General features: G+C 50.2%; 2 protein-coding genes (1 of these 2 only partly in view). Both read right to left on the bottom strand.

Going from position 1 to position 19,397, the window contains the following annotated elements:
* A protein-coding gene (locus WDY75_RS13545) for an SDR family NAD(P)-dependent oxidoreductase (protein ID WP_063479882.1) crosses the window boundary here: on the bottom strand, positions 1-9,024 show its 5' portion. It extends 8,964 nt beyond the left edge of the window; only the first 9,024 of its 17,988 coding nucleotides appear in the window; its start codon is at positions 9,022-9,024; its stop codon lies off the left edge, out of view.
* The gene (locus WDY75_RS13540; protein WP_063479883.1) at positions 9,021-19,397 is read right to left on the bottom strand and encodes an SDR family NAD(P)-dependent oxidoreductase; all 10,377 of its coding nucleotides are present in this window, start codon (positions 19,395-19,397) and stop codon (positions 9,021-9,023) included. Before WDY75_RS13540 ends, WDY75_RS13545 begins: the two co-directional genes overlap by 4 nt.

Below are 19,397 nucleotides of genomic sequence, written 5' to 3'. Positions count from 1 at the left end.
CACCAGGTTGATCAGACTGACCAGACCGGAAGCTGCAAAGGCATGTCCGAAGTTGGTCTTGGAGGAAGTGAGTGCACAATAACTCTGTTTCCCCGTATGCGCTTTGAAAGCTTCGCCCAAGGCATTGATTTCTACAGGATCGCCTAACTTTGTCCCGGTGCCATGGGTTACGATATACTCGATTTCTTCGGGATTTATTTGATATTGTGCATAAATTTCTCTCAACAATTTGCTCTGAGCAACTCCGCTTGGGGCCGTAATCCCATTAGTTCTCCCATCGTAATTCACCCCGCTGCCGCGAATAACCGCCTGAATAGGATCTCCATCCGCTTCCGCTTGCGACAAACGCTTAAAAACCAGGACGGCAACGGCTTCTCCCGGAACGGTTCCGTTCGCCCGATTGTCGAAGGCGTAACATTTGCCGTCCGCGGATAATATCCCTGCCTGACTAATGCCTGCATAGGCTTGGGGAGTAAGCAGCAAGTTAACGCCAGCCACGATAGCGGTATCGCATTCTCCATTCCGCAGGCTCATACAGGCCTGGTGAGCAGCAACCAATCCCGATGAACATGCCGTATTTATAGCCATATTCGGTCCGCTCAAATTGAGGAAGTAAGACAATCGAGCTGCCAGGATAGCGTTATGATTAGAGGTTATAGTCCCCTTATCCTTGACCAGCAGATGATAATCGCCATCCTCAACCCCAACAAACATTCCGATCTTGCCTGTACCAAGCCGGTCTTCACCGTACCCGGCATCCTCTAACGCCTTCCAGGATTCCTGGAGCAGCAGCCGCTGCCTCGGGTCCATCGTTTTGGCTTCATTCGGCGAAATCTCGAAGAACATCGGATCGAATTCGCTAACACCCGGAATGGTGCCACACCATTTGCAATGAATCTGCCCTGATTCTTGCTCGCCATCCCCGTAATATTTCCGCCAATCGAACCTCTCGACGGGAACTTCCGACACTGCACTTCTGCCTTCAGCCAGAATCGTCCACATCTCATCGATATTCCGTGCTTCCGGAAAGCGCCCGCTCATGCCGATAATCGCGATAGGCTCATGCATGGCCGGCGGTGAGAGGTTCGGTATGGCCTTTCTCACAGACCCTCGTGCCCGCTTAAATGCTGTTTGCTCCGATTCCGACCTATTCAATGGTTGTCGTAAATCCGTATGCTCGATCTGACCTTCCTGATAGAAATCAGCCACCAATTCCTTATGTTCATCCAGGAAATAGCCGATTAATTTCCCAATCGTGGATTGTCCGAAGAACAACGAAGGTGTTATATCCAAGCCATAATGCTCTGTCAATGCGTTTGCGAACTGCGCAAGATTGATGGAATCGAAGCCGAATTCAGCCAGGTTCTCTTCCAGGTCCAGCTTATCGCGAGGGATTTTTAGCAATTGGCTGACGATTTCCTTCAAATCCCGCTCCAGACACTGCTCAAGGCTCAAGCCCTTCATTTCACTCCTCCAGCCCCTGCCTGGAGCGGATAACGCTTGAACGGTCTTCGACTCCTGTTCTTTCGCTTCAATAACGGCGCCACGATCAGCGAGCCCCAAGAATCTGTGTACGCGGCTTCGCTGCCCAACCAGTATCAAATGCTGCGAGTGGCTGTTAGATAAAATGCGCTCAAATATCTGTAATCCCTCTTCGGCCTCCAGAAAGCGCTGACCGCTCGATTTTAAATACAGCTCCGTATTAGCTTTATCCTGGAAGCCCATCCCGCCGTCCTTCCACAGCGGCCAATTGATTACGAAGGTACGACCGCTGCGTCTTTGTTCGTTCCGATAGCGGGCATAAGCCATCTGAAAACGATTTCCAACCGCATAATCGCATGAGCCGAAATCTCCGAGCACGGCCGAAGTGGACGAAAAATAACAGATAAAGTCCAGCTGCTGTTCCCCTTGAAGCAACGCCTCCAGCGCAAGTGTTCCTTCCACTTTAGGAGCGAGAATCTTATGGAAATCTTCAATCTCTTTTTCAAGAATATTCTGACTGCTGGACATGCCAGCTGCATGAATAACCCCATGAATAGCCCCAAAACGATCTTTTGCAGGGGCCAACCCTTCCCGCATGCCTTCTACATCGCAAATATCGGCTTGAACGTAAACGACATGGCCGCCCCTATTCTCCAGCTCCTCCATGCTGAACCGCACTTCATCATTCATTGGAGATCTGCCTGTAAGGATTAAATTTGCGCCATATCGCTCAGCCATATGCCTGGCGAAGAGAAGCCCAAGACCTCCACATCCGCCTGTAACAAGGTACGTGCCTCCATTCTTTAACATGTTAGAGCCATTCGCCATCACGGTGGGCTTGATCTGCCTAACATGGCGCTTACCTTTTTGATACCAGACGCTTGTGGCTTGATTGTTGCTTATTTCCGCCAACAGCCTTTGAGTCACTTCTCTCCAGGAAACTTCATGCGGCTGTGCTTGCGACTCCAATGATACGACGCTCACGCTAATGTTAGGCAGCACAAGACCGAGTGAACGTTCAAAGCCTGTCCAAGATTCCATATAACACTGTTCAAGCCGGTTCTCATATTGACCTGCCAATAACAACCGCTTCGGCTTCAGCCTTGCAGAGGCGATGGCTTGAATCAGGTGCACAACGCAAGAAACGTCCTTAACGTAAATGGCATCTTCCATAGGCCACAGATACAGAACCGCATCGATTTCTTTGAAATCTTCCTTGATGCTACTCAATGCCTGCACGTACGTCTCCCGATCCGTCTCGGAAATGGTGTAATCATACGTAGTGTTCTTGGCAAATCCCGTACTTCGCGAAACAAAAATAACCTGGGTGTCCCCACCCAAGCCTGTCGCGGTCTCCAAAAATTTCTGTTGGCTCCCATGCTGGGAAAGGAAACAGATCATCGTCTTCATTTCTGTATTATGGGTACCCGTTAAGGCTTCTTCCTCCCATACCTCTTCAAATGTCATCATCTCGTAGGATTCTTGTGTTTGTGTTTGTTTCATTGAAGCTCCCGTATTGTCCTTGCTCGGTCTGTTTGTGATCCGCATGCTTCGTGATTTGGTTCCGGCAGCATCCCCTTTGACGTCGTTCCGGGACGTCCAATACCGTTCCCTGGCAAATGGATACGTCGGAAGATGGGTTAGCCGAGCCGAGGTGCCTGCATATAAATTTTCGCCGCTCAGCTCATAGCCCTGACAGTAGAAATCAGCTAATGCATGCAGAACTTCCCGATATTTGTCCGGATCTTCCATCAGAGAAGGCATGGTTCTCATAAGGTCTTGGACATACTGCTGAATCATGCTTTGCCCTTCAAAATCTCGCGGCACTTTTCCGCTGAACAGGCTTGGCAGCCGTACCTTGTCTGCGCTTGTCGACAATGCATATTCCGCATCCTGTTTGTCCCTTACAACAATGGCAATCCGATGGTTAAAATGCTGTCGTCCTTCCAGCAAGGTATAACCCAGATGGCCCATCTCTTCTTGTGACAGCTTCGTGTTCCTGAACATAGCGAGCATGTCTTGAATCTTCTCCTCCAGAGCTTCGCTCGTTTTGGCGGAGAACGTAAGCAAATGATATGGAGAACGGTCAGCAGACTCTTCAATCGGCTCTCTGGCGTAACTCTCCAGCACCATATGAACGTTGGTCCCGCTCATTCCAAATGCGCTTACTGCTCCCAGACGATTTTTGACGCTGTTGGAGGGCCAGGGTTTGTTCGTTTTATTGACATAAAAAGGACTTTCCGTCCAATGAATATAATCATTCTCCTCTTCAACATTCAGGCTTGCAGGAATCATTTCATGGCGGAAAGCCTGTATCAAGTTGATCATATTGACTAAACCGGAGGCGGCAAAGGTATGGCCGAAGTTGGTTTTGTTGGAAGTAATCGCGCAATAGCCTTGTTTATCGGTATTCGCTTTAAACGCATCTTGCAAAGCGTTGACTTCAACCGGGTCTCCTAATCTGGTTCCGGTGCCGTGTGTAACAACATATTCAATGTCTTCCGGTGTTACCCCGGACTGCTGATACACGGCTGTTACAAGATCCCTTTGCGCCACTCCGCTCGGAGCTGTGATACCGTTTGTCCTGCCATCATAATTCATGCCGCTCCCGCGGATGACCCCCAGAATCGAATCCCCGTCTGCTTCAGCTCTGGATAAACGCTTGAGTACCACCACGGCAACCGCTTCGCCGGGAACAAGCCCGTTTGCCCGCTGATCAAAAGCAAAGCATTGTCCATCCTTGGAGAGCATGCCAGCCTGACTCATCCCGATATACGGCTCCGGGGTCAGCATCAGATTGACACCTGCCGCAATGGCCGTGTCACACTCCTCGTGCCGAAGACTGAGACAAGCCTGATGCGCTGCTGCCAGCCCAGAGGAGCAGGCGGTATCCACCGACAGCACGGGACCGTTCAGGTTCAAGAAGTAAGACAGCCTTGCTGCCAAAATGGCATTGTGGTTGGAGGTAATCCCCGCTTCCCCTCGGACCAGCTGCTGATAATCTCCTTGCTCTGCCCCAACAAACATCCCTATCTTCCCGGCTTCGATTTTCTTGGTCCCATACCCTGCATCCTCCAAGGCATTCCAGGCCTCCTGAAGCAATAAACGCTGCCTCGGATCCATCAGCTCCGCATCCCTGGGTGAAATTTCGAAGAACAAAGGATCGAATTCACCGACACCCGGAATACAGCCACACCATTTGCTGTCTATCGTTTGAGACTCCTTACCGGAGTCTGTGTAATAATCACGCCAATCAAACCGATCCGAAGGAATTTCTTTCACCGCACTCCTTCCTTCGGTCAGGATGGTCCACATTTCTTCTACATTCCTCGCATCTGGAAATCGCCCGCTCATGCCAATGATGGCAATAGGCTCGGGGACATCCGGGGAAGCGCTGCGTGATATTACCTTAGGCCTCTCAGACGACCGTGGTTTCGTTTTGGAGACGGATGCAACGGGCTTGCTCTCTTCAGCCTCATAATAGAACGCTGCAACCACCTCTTGATGCTCCCTCATCAAGTATTCCGCTATTTTATTTATGCTGGAATGCCCAAAAAACACCGCCGGGGTAAGCTCGATCCCGTAAAGCTTCGAAAGCGATGCTGCCAAGTGGGTCAAGCTTATCGAATCAAATCCAAAATCCGCGAGATTGATTTCACTGTCCAATCGATCCCGCTGGATTTGGAGTAAAGCACCTATCTGATCCTTCAAATCCAGCTCTACGCACTGCTGTTCATTCAAACCTCTCATTTCTCTTTTTCGGCCATTACCTGATTCGGTTCTTCGATGATCAGCCTGGCGATCCGACTGTTCCATATTTTCATTGGCATCGAATTTTACAGACTCATCCGAACCCAACGGTTCGATGAAGGATGCGGGCGTGGATATTATACGCTCACCATCCAGCTTATCAGCTATAAAATATCGTTCCCTCGCAAATGGATAGGTCGGCAGACTTCTGCGGCGCGGTTTAGGCCCTGTGCTATACAGGCTGTTCCAATCCAAACTTGGCCCTTCGACCCAAAACCTTGCTATACTCTGATAATCCCCCAGCTGCAACCAAATCTCCATGTTTGCATTCACTTCTGTTATATCCTTCAGCTCTTTGCCAGCCTTGTTCTGTCCCTTGCTCAGCCCATCAATGTCTGCCTGACCTTCCAAATAACGCATCAGCTTAGTTTGAAGCTCCTGAATAGAATCCACAACGAGCGCAATCCGCTCCTCCATGGCTTCTCGTCCGATTTGAAGGGTGTACGCTACATCCGGCAGGTCGCTGTCCGATAATTCCCCGGCGCGGATAACCGACAAGAGTTGCCCTGCCCTCTCCTTTAGTCCCGCTTCGGTTTTGGCTGACAAAGGAACGATGACCTTCACATGTTTAACTTGCTTCACTTGCATCAGGGTTGGATCATTCCGGGATGCTTCCTCGGGTCTATATTCTTCGAGTATGACATGGGCATTGGAGCCTCCCGCTCCAAAGGAGGATACCCCGGCAATTCTGGGGAATTCCCTCAGCTCGCCGTCGAAATGAATGACCGGTCTTTGCCATTCTTCCAGTGATTGCTGGACAACAAAAGGTGTTTTGGCAAAATGAATATTCGGATTCAGCTCTTGGGCATGCAAGCTGGGCACCAGCATCTTATGCTTCATTTGCAAGACGATTTTGGTTAACCCCGCCATGCCAGCCGCAGCTTCCAGATGCCCGATGTTGGATTTGGCTGAACCGATGGCGCAATACCCTGTATCGTCTGTGTCTTTGAAAAACGCTTGGGTAAGCCCGGTTATTTCTATAGGGTCACCGAGATCTGTGCCGGTTCCATGTGCTTCAATATAACTGACCGCTCTCGCATTTACGCCTGCTTTGTCCAGCGCAGCACGAACAAGCTCGCCCTGAGCCACGGGATTGGGCACGGTGTAACCGTTGGTTTTACCACCATGATTCGTGCTGGTGCTTTTAATGACGGCATGGATCTGATCCTCATCCGCAATGGCGCGTGACAAAGGTTTCAGCAGCACGATGCCGACACCTTCGCCGGGAACGAACCCATTGGCTCCTTGACCAAAGCTTTTGCATTTACCGTCCTTCGAAAGCATCTTCTGTACGCTCAGCCAGTGGTAATTGGAAGGGTGCAAATACAGATTTACCCCGCCTGCAATTGCCATTTCGCAATCACCAAGATGAAGATGTTCGCAGGCTTCATGAATCGCGGTTAGCGAGGAGGAGCACATCGTATCAATCGGCATGCTGGGACCTTGCAAATTCAGATAATACGAAACCCTGTTGGCGACGGAGCTGAAGGATGTGTACGGATTGAGATGTTCCCCCTGTTCCCATAATTCGGGGCCGTACAGATCGTAGCCCGTCTTCGTAATACCTGCAAAAACACCTACCCGGCGGTTATGCTGAACCGCCAGCTGCTCCCGAGTGTATCCCGCGTCCTCTAACGCTTCCCAGCAGGACTCGATGAACAGGCGTTCTTGAGGGTCCATCAGCATGGCTTCCCGGGGAGAAATGTTGAAAAACAGGGGATCAAAATCCGCGTATCCGTCTAGAAAACCGCCCCATTTACTATAACTCTTTCCCTGTGACGCGGCCTCCTGCGGATCCGGATGGAAGAAGCCTTCCATCGTCCAGCGGTCTTCAGGTATTTCAGAAATCGAGTCTTTGCCGGCCTTTAAATTCTCCCAGTACTCGCTCAGATTGCGGGCTCCCGGATACCGTCCGCTTATACCAATGATGGCAATGGGTTCCCGCGTGTTGCGGGCAGGCTTATGGGCAGGGAAGCTATTAGATCGTTTCGTACCTCGTCTGCGTGAAACGAGTGCCGGAAAGGAATTGTCCGGATGCGAAGCTGTTGGATTGCTTGCAGGTATTTCCCTGACGACCTGCTCTTCTCCCATCCCCGTCCACTTCACGCACAACTCCGTATATTCAGCAGCCAGATAATCAATGACTTCTCCCAACGTCTGATACTCATAAAATAACGTTTTGGAAAGAGCTCCGAAGATCCTTTCCAAGTTCATATTCAATTGGTTGATCATGATGGAGTCGATTCCGTAACGCTCAAGGGGTTCGTTTATATTTATTTTGGAAGCATCGAGCTGCGTAATCTCCCCGAATAGCGATCTGAATTGCTGAGCCGTTCTATCTCTTAAACGTTCCCGATCCACCTGGGATCGATCTGCCGTTTCGGAAATCACTTGCTTAAGGGCGGAACTTGAGAGCAAAGTATCCCTCATCTTAGTGAGTTCACCTGGCAGAATAAGCACTTGATCATGGCCGGAAGCCAGTGCTTGAAACATAGCCTGAATGCCAGCATTCGTCTCCAGTGCCGTCACGCCCCAGCTATGCATCATCCGGTCCTCAGCTTGTGGATCAATTCCCATCCCGCCATCCTTCCATAAGGGCCAGCTGACAGACAAGGCTCGGCCTTGGCGAAGCCCGGCTGCCGCCAGACCGTTGCGATGCATCGCGTAAGCATCCATAAAGGCATTCGCCGCAGCATAGTCGGCTTGTCCCGGATTTCCAAAACTGCCCGCTATCGAAGAAAAGAACACAAAGAAATCCAAAGCCATCTCCTTGGAGGCAAGGTCCAGATTCACGAGACCCGCTACTTTCGGATCCAGTACTTGCTGTACCTCTTGTCTGTTCTTCTTAATTATGAAATTGTCGCAAATGACGCCCGCACTATGGATGATCCCGCTCAGCTTCCCGAATTCCTCTACAATGTATCGGAACAGACCTTCTACTTGATCCCTATGGGTCACATCCGTTTGCATGTATACGATTTGGGCTCCGCTTGACCTTAGTTCATGGAGTCTGGCATCTGTTTCCCCTGACAGCACAGAACGTCCCGTTAGAATCAGCACAGGGTCTTTCACTTGCCGCACAATATCGTTGGCGAATAGGAGTCCGAGTCCCCCCGCACCCCCGGTAATTAGATATATCCCGTTGTCTTTCCATGAAATCCTCGGCTCTAACGGTGAAGCTGCAATTTCATTCCAGTCTGCCACCATTCTTATACCCTGGTCATACTGCACGCGATCATCAGGCTGTCCCTTGCTTTCGTTCAGTTGCTGCACAAGTTGGTCTATAGTCTCATCAAGTTCTGTTACGATCAATTGAACTCTTAACTGCGGATTCTCCAAGTGGGCCGTTTTCAAAAATCCAAAGAGCCCGGTGAGCAGCTTCTGTTCACCCTGCGCAGACACCACCAGTTGAATAAGGGTCTTCCCTGTCTCTTTACGCTCTAATATCGTTTTTACCCAATCGAACATTTGCTGTGCATAGGTTTGGAATCGTTCATGAATCTCCATATATGGAGAGGATTGCAGCATATGAACTTCTGCACCCGACATTCTAACCTGAACGCTTTCTTGGCATACGTGCTCCATATCGCACAGGATAACCATATGCCGGGTTTCCTCTGCTGGCATGTGTCTGTCCATCATCCCTGCTTCTCTAAAATGCGGCGTAAACAAATGAACCGTGGACGCTGCTACGGACCTATTAGAACCTGAAAGAGTATGTTGATTTCTCATAGTTTTAACCCTCCCCCAACCATGTCGTGTCCTACAGTATATTTATCTTTGCTCTCCGTAAACCGGACTGTAAGTCCCTTCAATCTTGCATATACCTTACCGTGTTGATCATACAAGTCCATATCTACTTGTATATCCTTATTCCCCTGCACGCGATGTTCGCTCTTTCGTACATGGATCCATACTTGCGGTGTGGGTTCACCGATCATTTGCATCTCTTGCAAGTAGAGCGGCAGCATGGATTGGATAACATCACTGCTCATTCGAGGATCCCTATCCGCCAAAAGACCAATAGCCGCCTGCAAAGCGGCATCTGTAATACATGGGTGCAGAATAAAGGGATTAGACGAATCCGTCCAGGTTGCATGCAGTGAAAGTTTGGCAAGCACTTCATTCTGTCCGACAAACAGCTCGTCTACCACTCGATGCTCAGGGCTATAGACGGCTTCTGCCTGATCGTATGCCTTATACCAGTCTTCTTTTGAGAAATATTTCACGTTGCATTGTTCCCGTACGAGGTTCAAATCAATTGTTTCAGCTCCTGGTACAGGATAAGACGATACGCTCCCTTGATTGTGTATAACCGGTTCTGGGCTGCTCAGGCCAGAACTGCTGTAGATTTCAAACGAAATACCCTCATCATCAGGAAAGACGTCGATATGAATCTCCAAGCCTTCCATCCCTAATTCAACCGGACTGGACCAGACCATATCCTTGATCTGGATGCCTTCATGAGGTCCTATAAAAGCTCCCGCCGACATTTCCGCCGCTTTTCGTGCCATCTCGAGATAGGTCAAGCCAGGTATGGTTTTTGTTCCATTGACATTCCCATAAGCCAGATAAGGTTCGCTGCCCTTAAACGTCGTGCTGTAGCGAACCCCTGACAGATCCGAGGTATTCCGATGAAGCAAGGGGTGCAGCATGGCCTGTCCTGGTGACGCTGTATCATGGGATGATAAACGTTTGTTTTTCTTATCCGGTACCCAATAGCGTTCTGTCGCAAAAGGATATGTTGGGAGGGACAAAATTCTATAACGTTCACCTGAGAACAATGCTTCGTAGCTAAGCGCATATCCTTGAACGTATAACTCAGCAATCGTAGATAACCGTTCCACGTACCCATTCGGATCTGCTGCGTGGCACTCCTCAATGCATTGGTTTCCGTACCGTTTCAGCGAAGGCTGCTCCCGCCGATCATTTTCATTCCGTTCTGAAACGTATACCTGCGGTACTTTGCTCCTGGCCAGCCATTTGCTTAAATACGATATAAGTTCATCCACACTGCGAACAATGCAGGCTAAACGATGGTTGAAATGTTTTCTCCCCGCCAATAACGTGTAGCTTAAGTTGCCGCAGTCCGCCTGCTGATTCCGTTCACAGTATTCGATTAGCTGGTCAGCCTGCTGCCGCAGCTGCTCTGGAGTGCGCGCGGATAACGCTAACAGATACCCTGGTTTCACGGAATGGCTCCCTGCAGGTTCCGGTGCTTCCTCAATAACAATGTGGGCGTTTGTGCCACTGAATCCGAAAGAACTGACAGCAGCCCGTCTTCTGTCATTGGAGCCGGTTTCCCAGTCCCTGAGCGTTGTATTGACATAAAACGGGCTGTCCTTAAATTGAATATTGGAGTTGCCCGACTTGAAATTAAGCGTAGGCGGGATTTGTTGATGCTTCATGGACAGCAGAATTTTGATGATTCCCGCGACGCCAGCCGCATGGGCCGCATGCCCGATGTTGGTCTTGATTGAACCGATGGCGCAGTATTCCTTATTGTCGGTATATTTCCTGAATGCTCTGGTAAGTGCCTGGTATTCAATCGGATCTCCCAGCTTCGTGCCCGTTCCGTGGGCTTCAACTACCTGGATGCCGCTTGGATCAATATGAAACGCATCATATACGCTGCGTTCCAAACTCTCCTGGGAAATGGCGCTTGGCGCCGTAATACCATTGGTGGTTCCGTCCTGATTCATTCCCGATCCGCGGATGACGCCGTAGATATGATCTCCATCATCCATCGCTTCGCTAAGACGCTTCAATACAAGCACGCCGGCCCCTTCACCGGGAACAAATCCATCCGCACGGTCATCAAAGGTATAGCTGTGTCCTGTTGCAGAGAGCATTCCGGCTTTGTTGGTGCTCAAGTAGTACCAAGGCGTAGACTGGATAAACACGCCTCCCGCCAGAGCCATTTCCGTCTCTCCTGCCCACAATCCCTGACAAGCGATATGAACCGCAACCAACGAACTGGAGCAAGCGGTATCGATAGCAATAGCCGGTCCCTTGAGATCAAGGTAATAGGCAATCCGTGCCGGAATGACCGACCCGGCTATGCCCCAGAAGGCCTGCGCGGGTGCATCGTCACCCGACAGCTGGTGATAATCCCCCGCTCCTCCAAGGCAACCGACATAAACGCCGCATTGGCGTCCCTGAATCCTGGAACCGGCATAACCGGAATCCTCCAGTGCCTTCCAGCACTCCTCCATAAACAATCTCTGCTGGGGATCCATATAATTGGCTTCAAGTCCGTTAATATTGAAAAAAGAAGGATCAAATTGATCGATATTCTCTACAAAGCCGCCGCGGTCGCAATATTCGGCATCCTCCGGATAGTATGCCGAGAGATCCCAACGCGGTGACTCTCCGATGAGCTCCGCTCCATTGGACAGATGTGTCCATAATTCATCCACGTTGGCCGATTGGGCATACTTTCCGCTCATTCCAATTATGGCAATCGGCTCTTTTTGCATGGATGTCTTAAGGGCGACCCCCTGCTGTTCAAGATTAGCCATTTGAGAGTCAGGCAGTGGAGCCGCATCCATAAACCTGCCAAAGTAAGACCTAGGGGCGGAGGCGTCCTCTATATCAGATTCACCCGGCTTAGCCTCAACAACGACAGCTTCGTCTTTAAGGTTTTGTCCGAATTCACTGGCGACCGCATCTCTGTGATCCGATAAAATATACGCTGTGAGCTGCTTCACGGAACTATAATCAAAGAGGCTTGTCGTATCAAGTTCAATGTTTAAGGCTTGATTAAGCACTTGTACCAAATGAACACCGATAATAGAATCCAGACCGTAGTCGGCAAAAGAATCCTCCAGCTCGATTTCGTTCCTGCTTACCTTCAATGCCTCCGAGAGCTTCTCAATGATGGTCTCCTTCACATGATCCTCCAGCATCTGTTCGGTCACAGCCCTGGTTGTTTGCGCAGCCGCGATGTTCTTCTCATGTCTTTTTTCTGCTATAATCGTGGGCTGCAGCGTGGTCGTCGTGTCGATTCGGTTTAGCTTGGACATGCTTCTGACCTCGGCTTTCGGGGAAGCATCCTGGAGTGCTATCTTCTGTCGTACAACCCCGTTGCTTCCCGCCGCAATGATCTGCTGTCCCCAATCGTGAGCTTCTTGTGCCGGAAAGAAGACGCCCTCATAACCTTCGGATTCCAACACGGCTTTCCAGGTTGCGGGATACAGGCCGGGGCTGCCGGGTATGCGTAGAGCTGCATCTTCATACAGCCACCACCCTTCCAGAAGTCCGAAAGTTAAATGAGTGAACAGCCGATTATCGCTGAGCTCGTTGATCAGAATGATGCCGTTCTTTTTTAACACGGCTTTGGCATTTCGTAACGTGTGGCGGATATTGCGCGTCGCATGAAGAACATTGGTTGCGATCGCAATATCGAATGCTCCCGCAGGCGCATTCGGACCGGATGCCGGTGCGTCTACATTGAAGATTTTATAGGTCAAATAGGCATGCTCCGGACCATATTCTTTTTCAGCAAACAATAAAAATGCTTTGGAAATATCGGTATAGCAATACTCCTCGATATGGTCACGGTAAGGCTTCAGTTTGTGGAAAAGCATGCTGCTTGTCCCTCCGGTACCAGCGCCGATTTCAATTAGCCGCAGCTTTGTCGAAGGATCTGCCTTGATCCTGTCCTCCACATACGCGATTAAGGCATCTGCAAGAGCTTCATTGAAATAATCTGCAACCGGATTATTTTTATAAATGCCTTCCACCATGCTCATCGAGGAATTAGGAAACAGGATATCGGTCGCGAGGCGCTGACCCGTTAGAATGTCAGGTAATGCGCGCAGCACCGCCTCCGTCAGTGTCATCCATGCTTTTAAGCTTGGATCTGCCAGCCATTCCTTCTTTCTCAGCTCCCATTCCTTCCACATTGAATCCCTGTTAACGGTTACCGATTTCATGGTTTGGTACGTCTCGCCATCCTGATAAAGGAATTGATTCTGTACAAGAACACGGTGGCTTTCCTCAAGCCATCTTTCGTACATGGGAGCCAATCCCTTGCGGGCGTTACCATCACTCGCCGCCTTTATGCCCGACTTCAATAGCCCCATAGCCGTAAGCTCGCTCAAGAGCATTCTGGATAAGAGGTCAATCATTTCCTTATTCAGGCCCTGACCCTCGTTCAAGCTCGGAGCCTGGTAACCTGCCGCAGCGCTATCCCCCTTGAGGTTAATACTGTGAATGGTTGGCGGTACGTTGTCCGGCCGGATATCGAAACGCTCCTTGGGATTCATCCCTTCCACCAGGAGGGGTTTGTTTGTTGTAATCATGGCCATCTGATGGATGGGGTTCGATACCAGCTGTTCCACGGCCTTCATTCCATCCTCCGGAGTTATGAGTCCCAATCCGATTCGGGACAGCTGCTGTACATCCTCGGAAGCAGCAGCGTCAGCGCTGCTCCAATACCCCCAGTTCATCACCTTCACCTTACACGGCCACTCACTCGCGAGCCGATGGGCGAACGCATCCTTGAATGTACACCCGGAGGCGTAAGAGCTTTGCCTTGGGTTTTTGATGAGAGCGATCAGAGAAGAGAAAAACAAAACAAAATCCAAAGGTTCCTCACGAAACACCTGAGCCATGCGTACGCTCACGTCAATCTTAGCCGAGAGGCCCGCCTGGAATTGCTCCTCCTCCATATCCGCAAGGCTGCAGTCCGACAGCACCATCGCTGAGTGAACGATGCCGTTAATTCCCGGGAATTTTGTCTTAATTGCTGTGTAGGCTCCTCTGAGTTCTTTTAAATGGGTTGCATCTGCTGCGATATAAACAGGTTTCGGGCCAAATTGTGAGATTCGATCCAAATCCGACTGGATCTGATCATCCATAGGTCTGCGGCCAATCCATACCACGTTAGCCTTATACGTCCGGACCATGTATTCGCTCCATGCTTTACCGATTCCTCCGGCACCACCAATTACGATATAAACGCCCCCGACCTTAAAGCTTGATTCCACCATTGGAGGCGGGTTCATAGGTACGAGATGCTGCCTGTACCACTCCTGATTCCGGTAAGCCCAGGGGTGTCCGCGCCGATCGGCAGGCAAGGCCAATAGATCGGTTACGGGCCAATCACAACCGGCCTCCAGATCGACGATCCTAATGTTCCAGTTGGGATATTCTTTTGCCATCGAACCTACCAGTCCGTGAATACTGGCATGCGCAGGATTAATCGTATCTGATCCATGAACGGATTGCGTATTAAATGTAATCACGGTCCATTCCAAGCTGCGAGTTGAATACCCCAGACGGATAAGCGATTTAATCGTTCGGAACAACGGTTTAACGCCTGACTCCTGTCCTGCGATCCATTCATCTCCCGCGGTGGGTTCAAGTGAATGTTCAGAAGGAGCCATCCATATCACATGATCTATCAAACCGCGAGCTTCCATTTGGGCTGCAATGCCTGTAATTGTATCTTGGGACGTGATGTCGATGAATTGCATCTGAGGGTATATCTGCTGGATCGTACTTCTGTTTTCCTTCCCGCCGACAACCAGAACACGAGCCAACGCTTGGGGCAGCCTCTCTCCCTTATCTGGCAGCACCGCATCCCATACCGGGACGAGATGAATATTCCCGACAGGAGGCTGTGCATAGGACTCTTGCCGAATGGCATTCGACTGGCTGTTTGCTTGAGATTCCCCCTCCAGCACCCTTGTTGAGAACCCTCTCATACGGACACGGATACGGCCCTGTTCGTCGCATAAATCGATGTCCAGCTTTTGAGTTTTGCCTATCGTCGCAGCCGCATACTGATCACTGCTTCGTATCCATGCCCACATATTCGGAGTGCAATCGCCCAGTATGTCTAGCTCCTGCAGGGCAAAGGGCATCACGGGTTTAACCGAATCCGGGATTCTGCCTTCGCCTTCTGAGCTCATTAGAAAACCGATGGTAGCCTGTAAGGCTGAATCCATCAGGCTCGGATGAAGAACATACTCGTTCAGGGTACTGGTTACAATTGAAGGGATGGACAGCTTCGCCAGTATTTGCCCTGAGCCCTCTTCCTTATAAGCTTCTTCAATTCCCCTGTGCGCCGCTCCATAGTCCATGCCCATCGCATTAAAAACCTCATAAAAACGAGAGGCGGGAATGGATTGTTCGCCACACTGCTTCTTCAACTCATCGATATTCAGGACAACCTGCGTGCCAGGCCGTACCAGCTCCGCATGGCCTTTGCTGTGTACAATAAATTCAGTGCCGGTATCCCCTCGAGGCGTGCTATATATTTCGTAGCCTATCCCTCCGTGTTCCTCGGGAAGCAGCCGAATATTCACGATGGCTGGCTCCCCCTCTACGGAGATTGGCCGAATCCAGACTACATTCTTCAAGCGAATTACTGTCTGGTGATCCGGTAGTTTGCCAAGCGATTGCAACACCGCCATCCGAGCCATCTCAAGATAGGCCACCCCCGGCAATATCTTCTGCTTCTTCACAACATGATCGGACAAGAAAAATTCATGTCCGGTAAACCTGCTGCTGAATCGCTGCTCCATGAAATCGGACGTGTTTTTGTGAAGCAGCGGGTGTATGCCCACTTCCGCTGCAGGCGCGATCGGCTTACCGGTAACAGGAATCCAGTAGCGCTCCCGTGCAAATGGATAGGTTGGCAGGCTGATCCGGGAAGCTCTGTTGTTGTCACCATAGAGCAAATTCCAATCGATCTCGATTCCCTTAACCCACCACTCAGCCAAATGCTCCATACGTCCCTCATGAATCCATTGGCTGAGGGATTCTTCATTTGCTTCTCTCGCAGAGGATAATGAAACTGTGTCCTTATCCGGCTTGATCGTCCCTTTATAGCCGTGTTCAAGTACATCTTTATTTTGCAGGAAAGCCTGAAGCCCCTCAATCAACTCCGAAATCTCCCGAACAACAAAAGCCACCCGTACTTCCATAGCTTCACGCCCTACCTGCAGCGTAAAGGCCACATCCTCTATGGAGGTTACATTGTGGTCCTGCTCCCGATCCCATTCTTCCTGGGCAATCGTTTCGTCATGAGCCGCAACCTCACTCTGTTCTGGATGCTCGTCCAGAAGATGTGCCGCAACCGAAGCGATCGTGCAACTCTGAACCCATTCCCTATCGTCCATCTCAACGGCGAATTCTTCCAGAATTTTGTCCTTCAGCTGTCGGATGTGAACGGGTTCGACTCCGTATTCACTCCATGGAACACTGGCTTCAATAAGTTCTCCGTCAACATGAATGATCGCGGCTAAGATCCCCCTGATTCGCTCTTCCAAGAAGCCCGCAAGTTGCGACTCTGTATGCTCGATATCCAGCACTTTCTCACGGATAGGCAGCCCTTGCAGGTGTTTGAGCAGCTCTACGGCATAGGATTTAAGCCTCTCATTGTTTTTAGCCGAAAGAGGAACAAGCACGGGCCGGTCTTGCTCGCGCTTCGTCCGTGCAACTCCTCGAATTTGGGTATCTATGTATTCTTCTAGAATCACATGCGCATTTGAACCAGTGGCTCCGAACGAACTTAATGCTGCCCGCCGCGGATAACGAACCTGCCGCCCATCTTCCATCATCACGGATGGCTGCCATTCTTCGGTGACACGCTGCACATAGAACGGCGATTGCTCAAAATCGATATAAGGGTTCAATTCCTCAGCGTGAAGCGAAGGAACAAGGGTTTTGTGATAAATTTGGAGCGCTGCTTTCTGAAGACCGATCACCCCGGCTGCCGATTCCGCGTGCCCTATATTTGATTTTACAGAGCCGATCGAACAAAACTGCCGGTCTTGGGTATAACTTCCAAAAGCTTTCATCAATCCTTCAATCTCAATGGGATCACCGAGGGAGGTTCCCGTACCATGCGCCTCCACATAACGAATCGTCCGCGGGTTAATGCCGGATTGCTTCAAGCAATCGGCAATCGCCTCCCCTTGTGCCACTGGACCAGGCACCATGATTCCACTCACAGTTCCAACATGGTTAATGGCGCTGCCTTTTATAGTCGCGTAGATTCTGTCATTGTCTTCAATGGCTTTATTTAAAGGCTTCAAGAGAACCGAAGCAACGCCTTCTGCAGACACATAACCATCGCCTCCTTCACCGAAGGTATGGCAGTAACCATCACTTGAATGCATCCCCCACATTCCATAGGTCATATACTTGGCCGGATGCAGGGATAAATTCACACCACCCGCCAAAGCCACTTCGCTTTCACCGCGTTTTATGCTTTCCATAGCCAGATGGACAGCCGTAAGGGAAGAAGAACAGAGTGTATCTACGGTCATGCTCGGACCATGAAAATTACAAAAATACGAAACCCGGTTCGCGATAGGACCTGCATTCAATGAGAGTGGAAACGCCTCCCCTTGGGACAACGCCTCTGCCCCCACCAGGGAATAATCCTTGTGCATCACCCCGGCAAAAACACCTACGTTCCGTCTCTTGTTTTTCCCGCGAGGCGTCACCAATGATTTAGGTGTATATCCGGCATCCTCAATGGCCTCCCAGCACGTTTCCAGAAACAGTCGTTCCTGCGGATCCATCGTTTCCGCTTCACGAGGAGAGATTCGAAAGAATTTGGGGTCAAAGCAATCCGGATCTTCAATAAATCCACCCCATTTGGACATTTCTTTACCGCCAGGCGATTTAATTCCGGCCAGCCGCTTCCGATCCCACCGAGATTCTGGTATCTCACTTATGCAATCTTTTCCCTCCTGCAAGTTCGTCCAGAATTCCTGGAGGTTTCTGGCTTGCGGATATCGGCCGGACATACCGATGATGGCAATATCGTCATCGGCGGCTGTCCTTTCCTTGGGAGTGGAACTCAAAGCAGTAGGGGCTAAAGGTTTAGGCAAGTCATCGAATCCAGGATGGGAAGGCGATCTGGATACGGATTGCTCTGATGCTGCTTCGATTTGCTTAAATTGTGATGCATAATGCTCTTCCAGGTAAGCAGAAAGCTCGGCAATGGTTGTGTATTCAAACAACAAGGTGGGCGATAAAGAGGTCTTGATTCTGGACTCAATCGATCTCACGATCCCCAACAAGCCCGGGGAATCCAATCCCATCTCATAGTAACCGGACTCCGGGTGGATATCTTCCGTGGAACTATTCAAAACATCTGCCATGAGCTGCCGCAGGAACCTTTCGATAGAAATAACGGGTGCCGCATCACCTGCGGCACCCGTATCGAGAGTGATCTTATCGGAGGTGGCCGGAGCTCCGCTTATAGGCTCCTGCCACGGAGATGATGGAGACGACAACTTCCGTTCCGGATTGATCAGTCCCGCTTCACGGACCAGTTTGCCCGCGAAATTTCTTAATTCTCCGACTTTTTTTCCATCCCGATTAAAAAACTCCATCGTCCAAAACATCAATTCGTTCTTATGGATCACCGAGGATTTCTGCACTCGTGTAATACATCGCTGCTGAAGAGGTTCTGATGCATGAAACGCTGCATAACTAAGAGGCAAGAATAATCGCTGTTCCTGCTCAGTGGCAGGCGCAAACATTCTCCCGGCCCCAACACCGCTGCCGTCAATCAGCGCAGGGTGGAATAAGAACTCTTGCGAGCTGGACTGAGCGTCCGGTCCGATAGAAAGATCCAGAATCACGGCGGCCTCCAGTTCATAGACCTGACCTTCTGCCTTCATAAATCCGGTATGAACCAGCTCCTGGCTTTGGTATTCTTCATATAAATCATATATGCCCAGCTCTCTGATTGCCGAGCGCTTCACGGAGCTCACGTCCAACGTCTCATCATACGACACCGGTTCTATAAGAGACATTTCGGCAGTAGCGTACAGGGTTTTCTCCGGTTCCAGTATGCCATCACGCTGATTCCGTCCTTCGAGACGAATCTTCCACGAGCCGGCAGAGGTTTCATTGCAATGAACGCCAAGTCTGACAGAGCAGCCTGGGACGGTTGCAAGCGGCTTGAAAATACTCAAATTACGAAGTTCGAGCCTGTCGAAAGAATAGTGATTTTTTTTGTAAGCTTGATATATAAGATCAATATAAGCCAGTCCAGGCAATAATTCTTGTCCATACACTTTATGATTGCTGATAATCGGATTCTTTGCAGACAGGTTAAATTGTTCGTACAT

Source organism: Paenibacillus glucanolyticus, from assembly GCF_037333485.1.
Lineage (GTDB): Bacteria > Bacillota > Bacilli > Paenibacillales > Paenibacillaceae > Paenibacillus_AQ > Paenibacillus_AQ glucanolyticus.
This window is presented reverse-complemented; position numbering and strand designations above follow the sequence as displayed.

Coding starts and splice junctions, on each gene's coding strand:
- WDY75_RS13540 (WP_063479883.1), bottom strand. CDS start 19,397: ATGTACGAACAATTTAACCTGTCTGCAAAGAATCCGATTATCAGCAAT.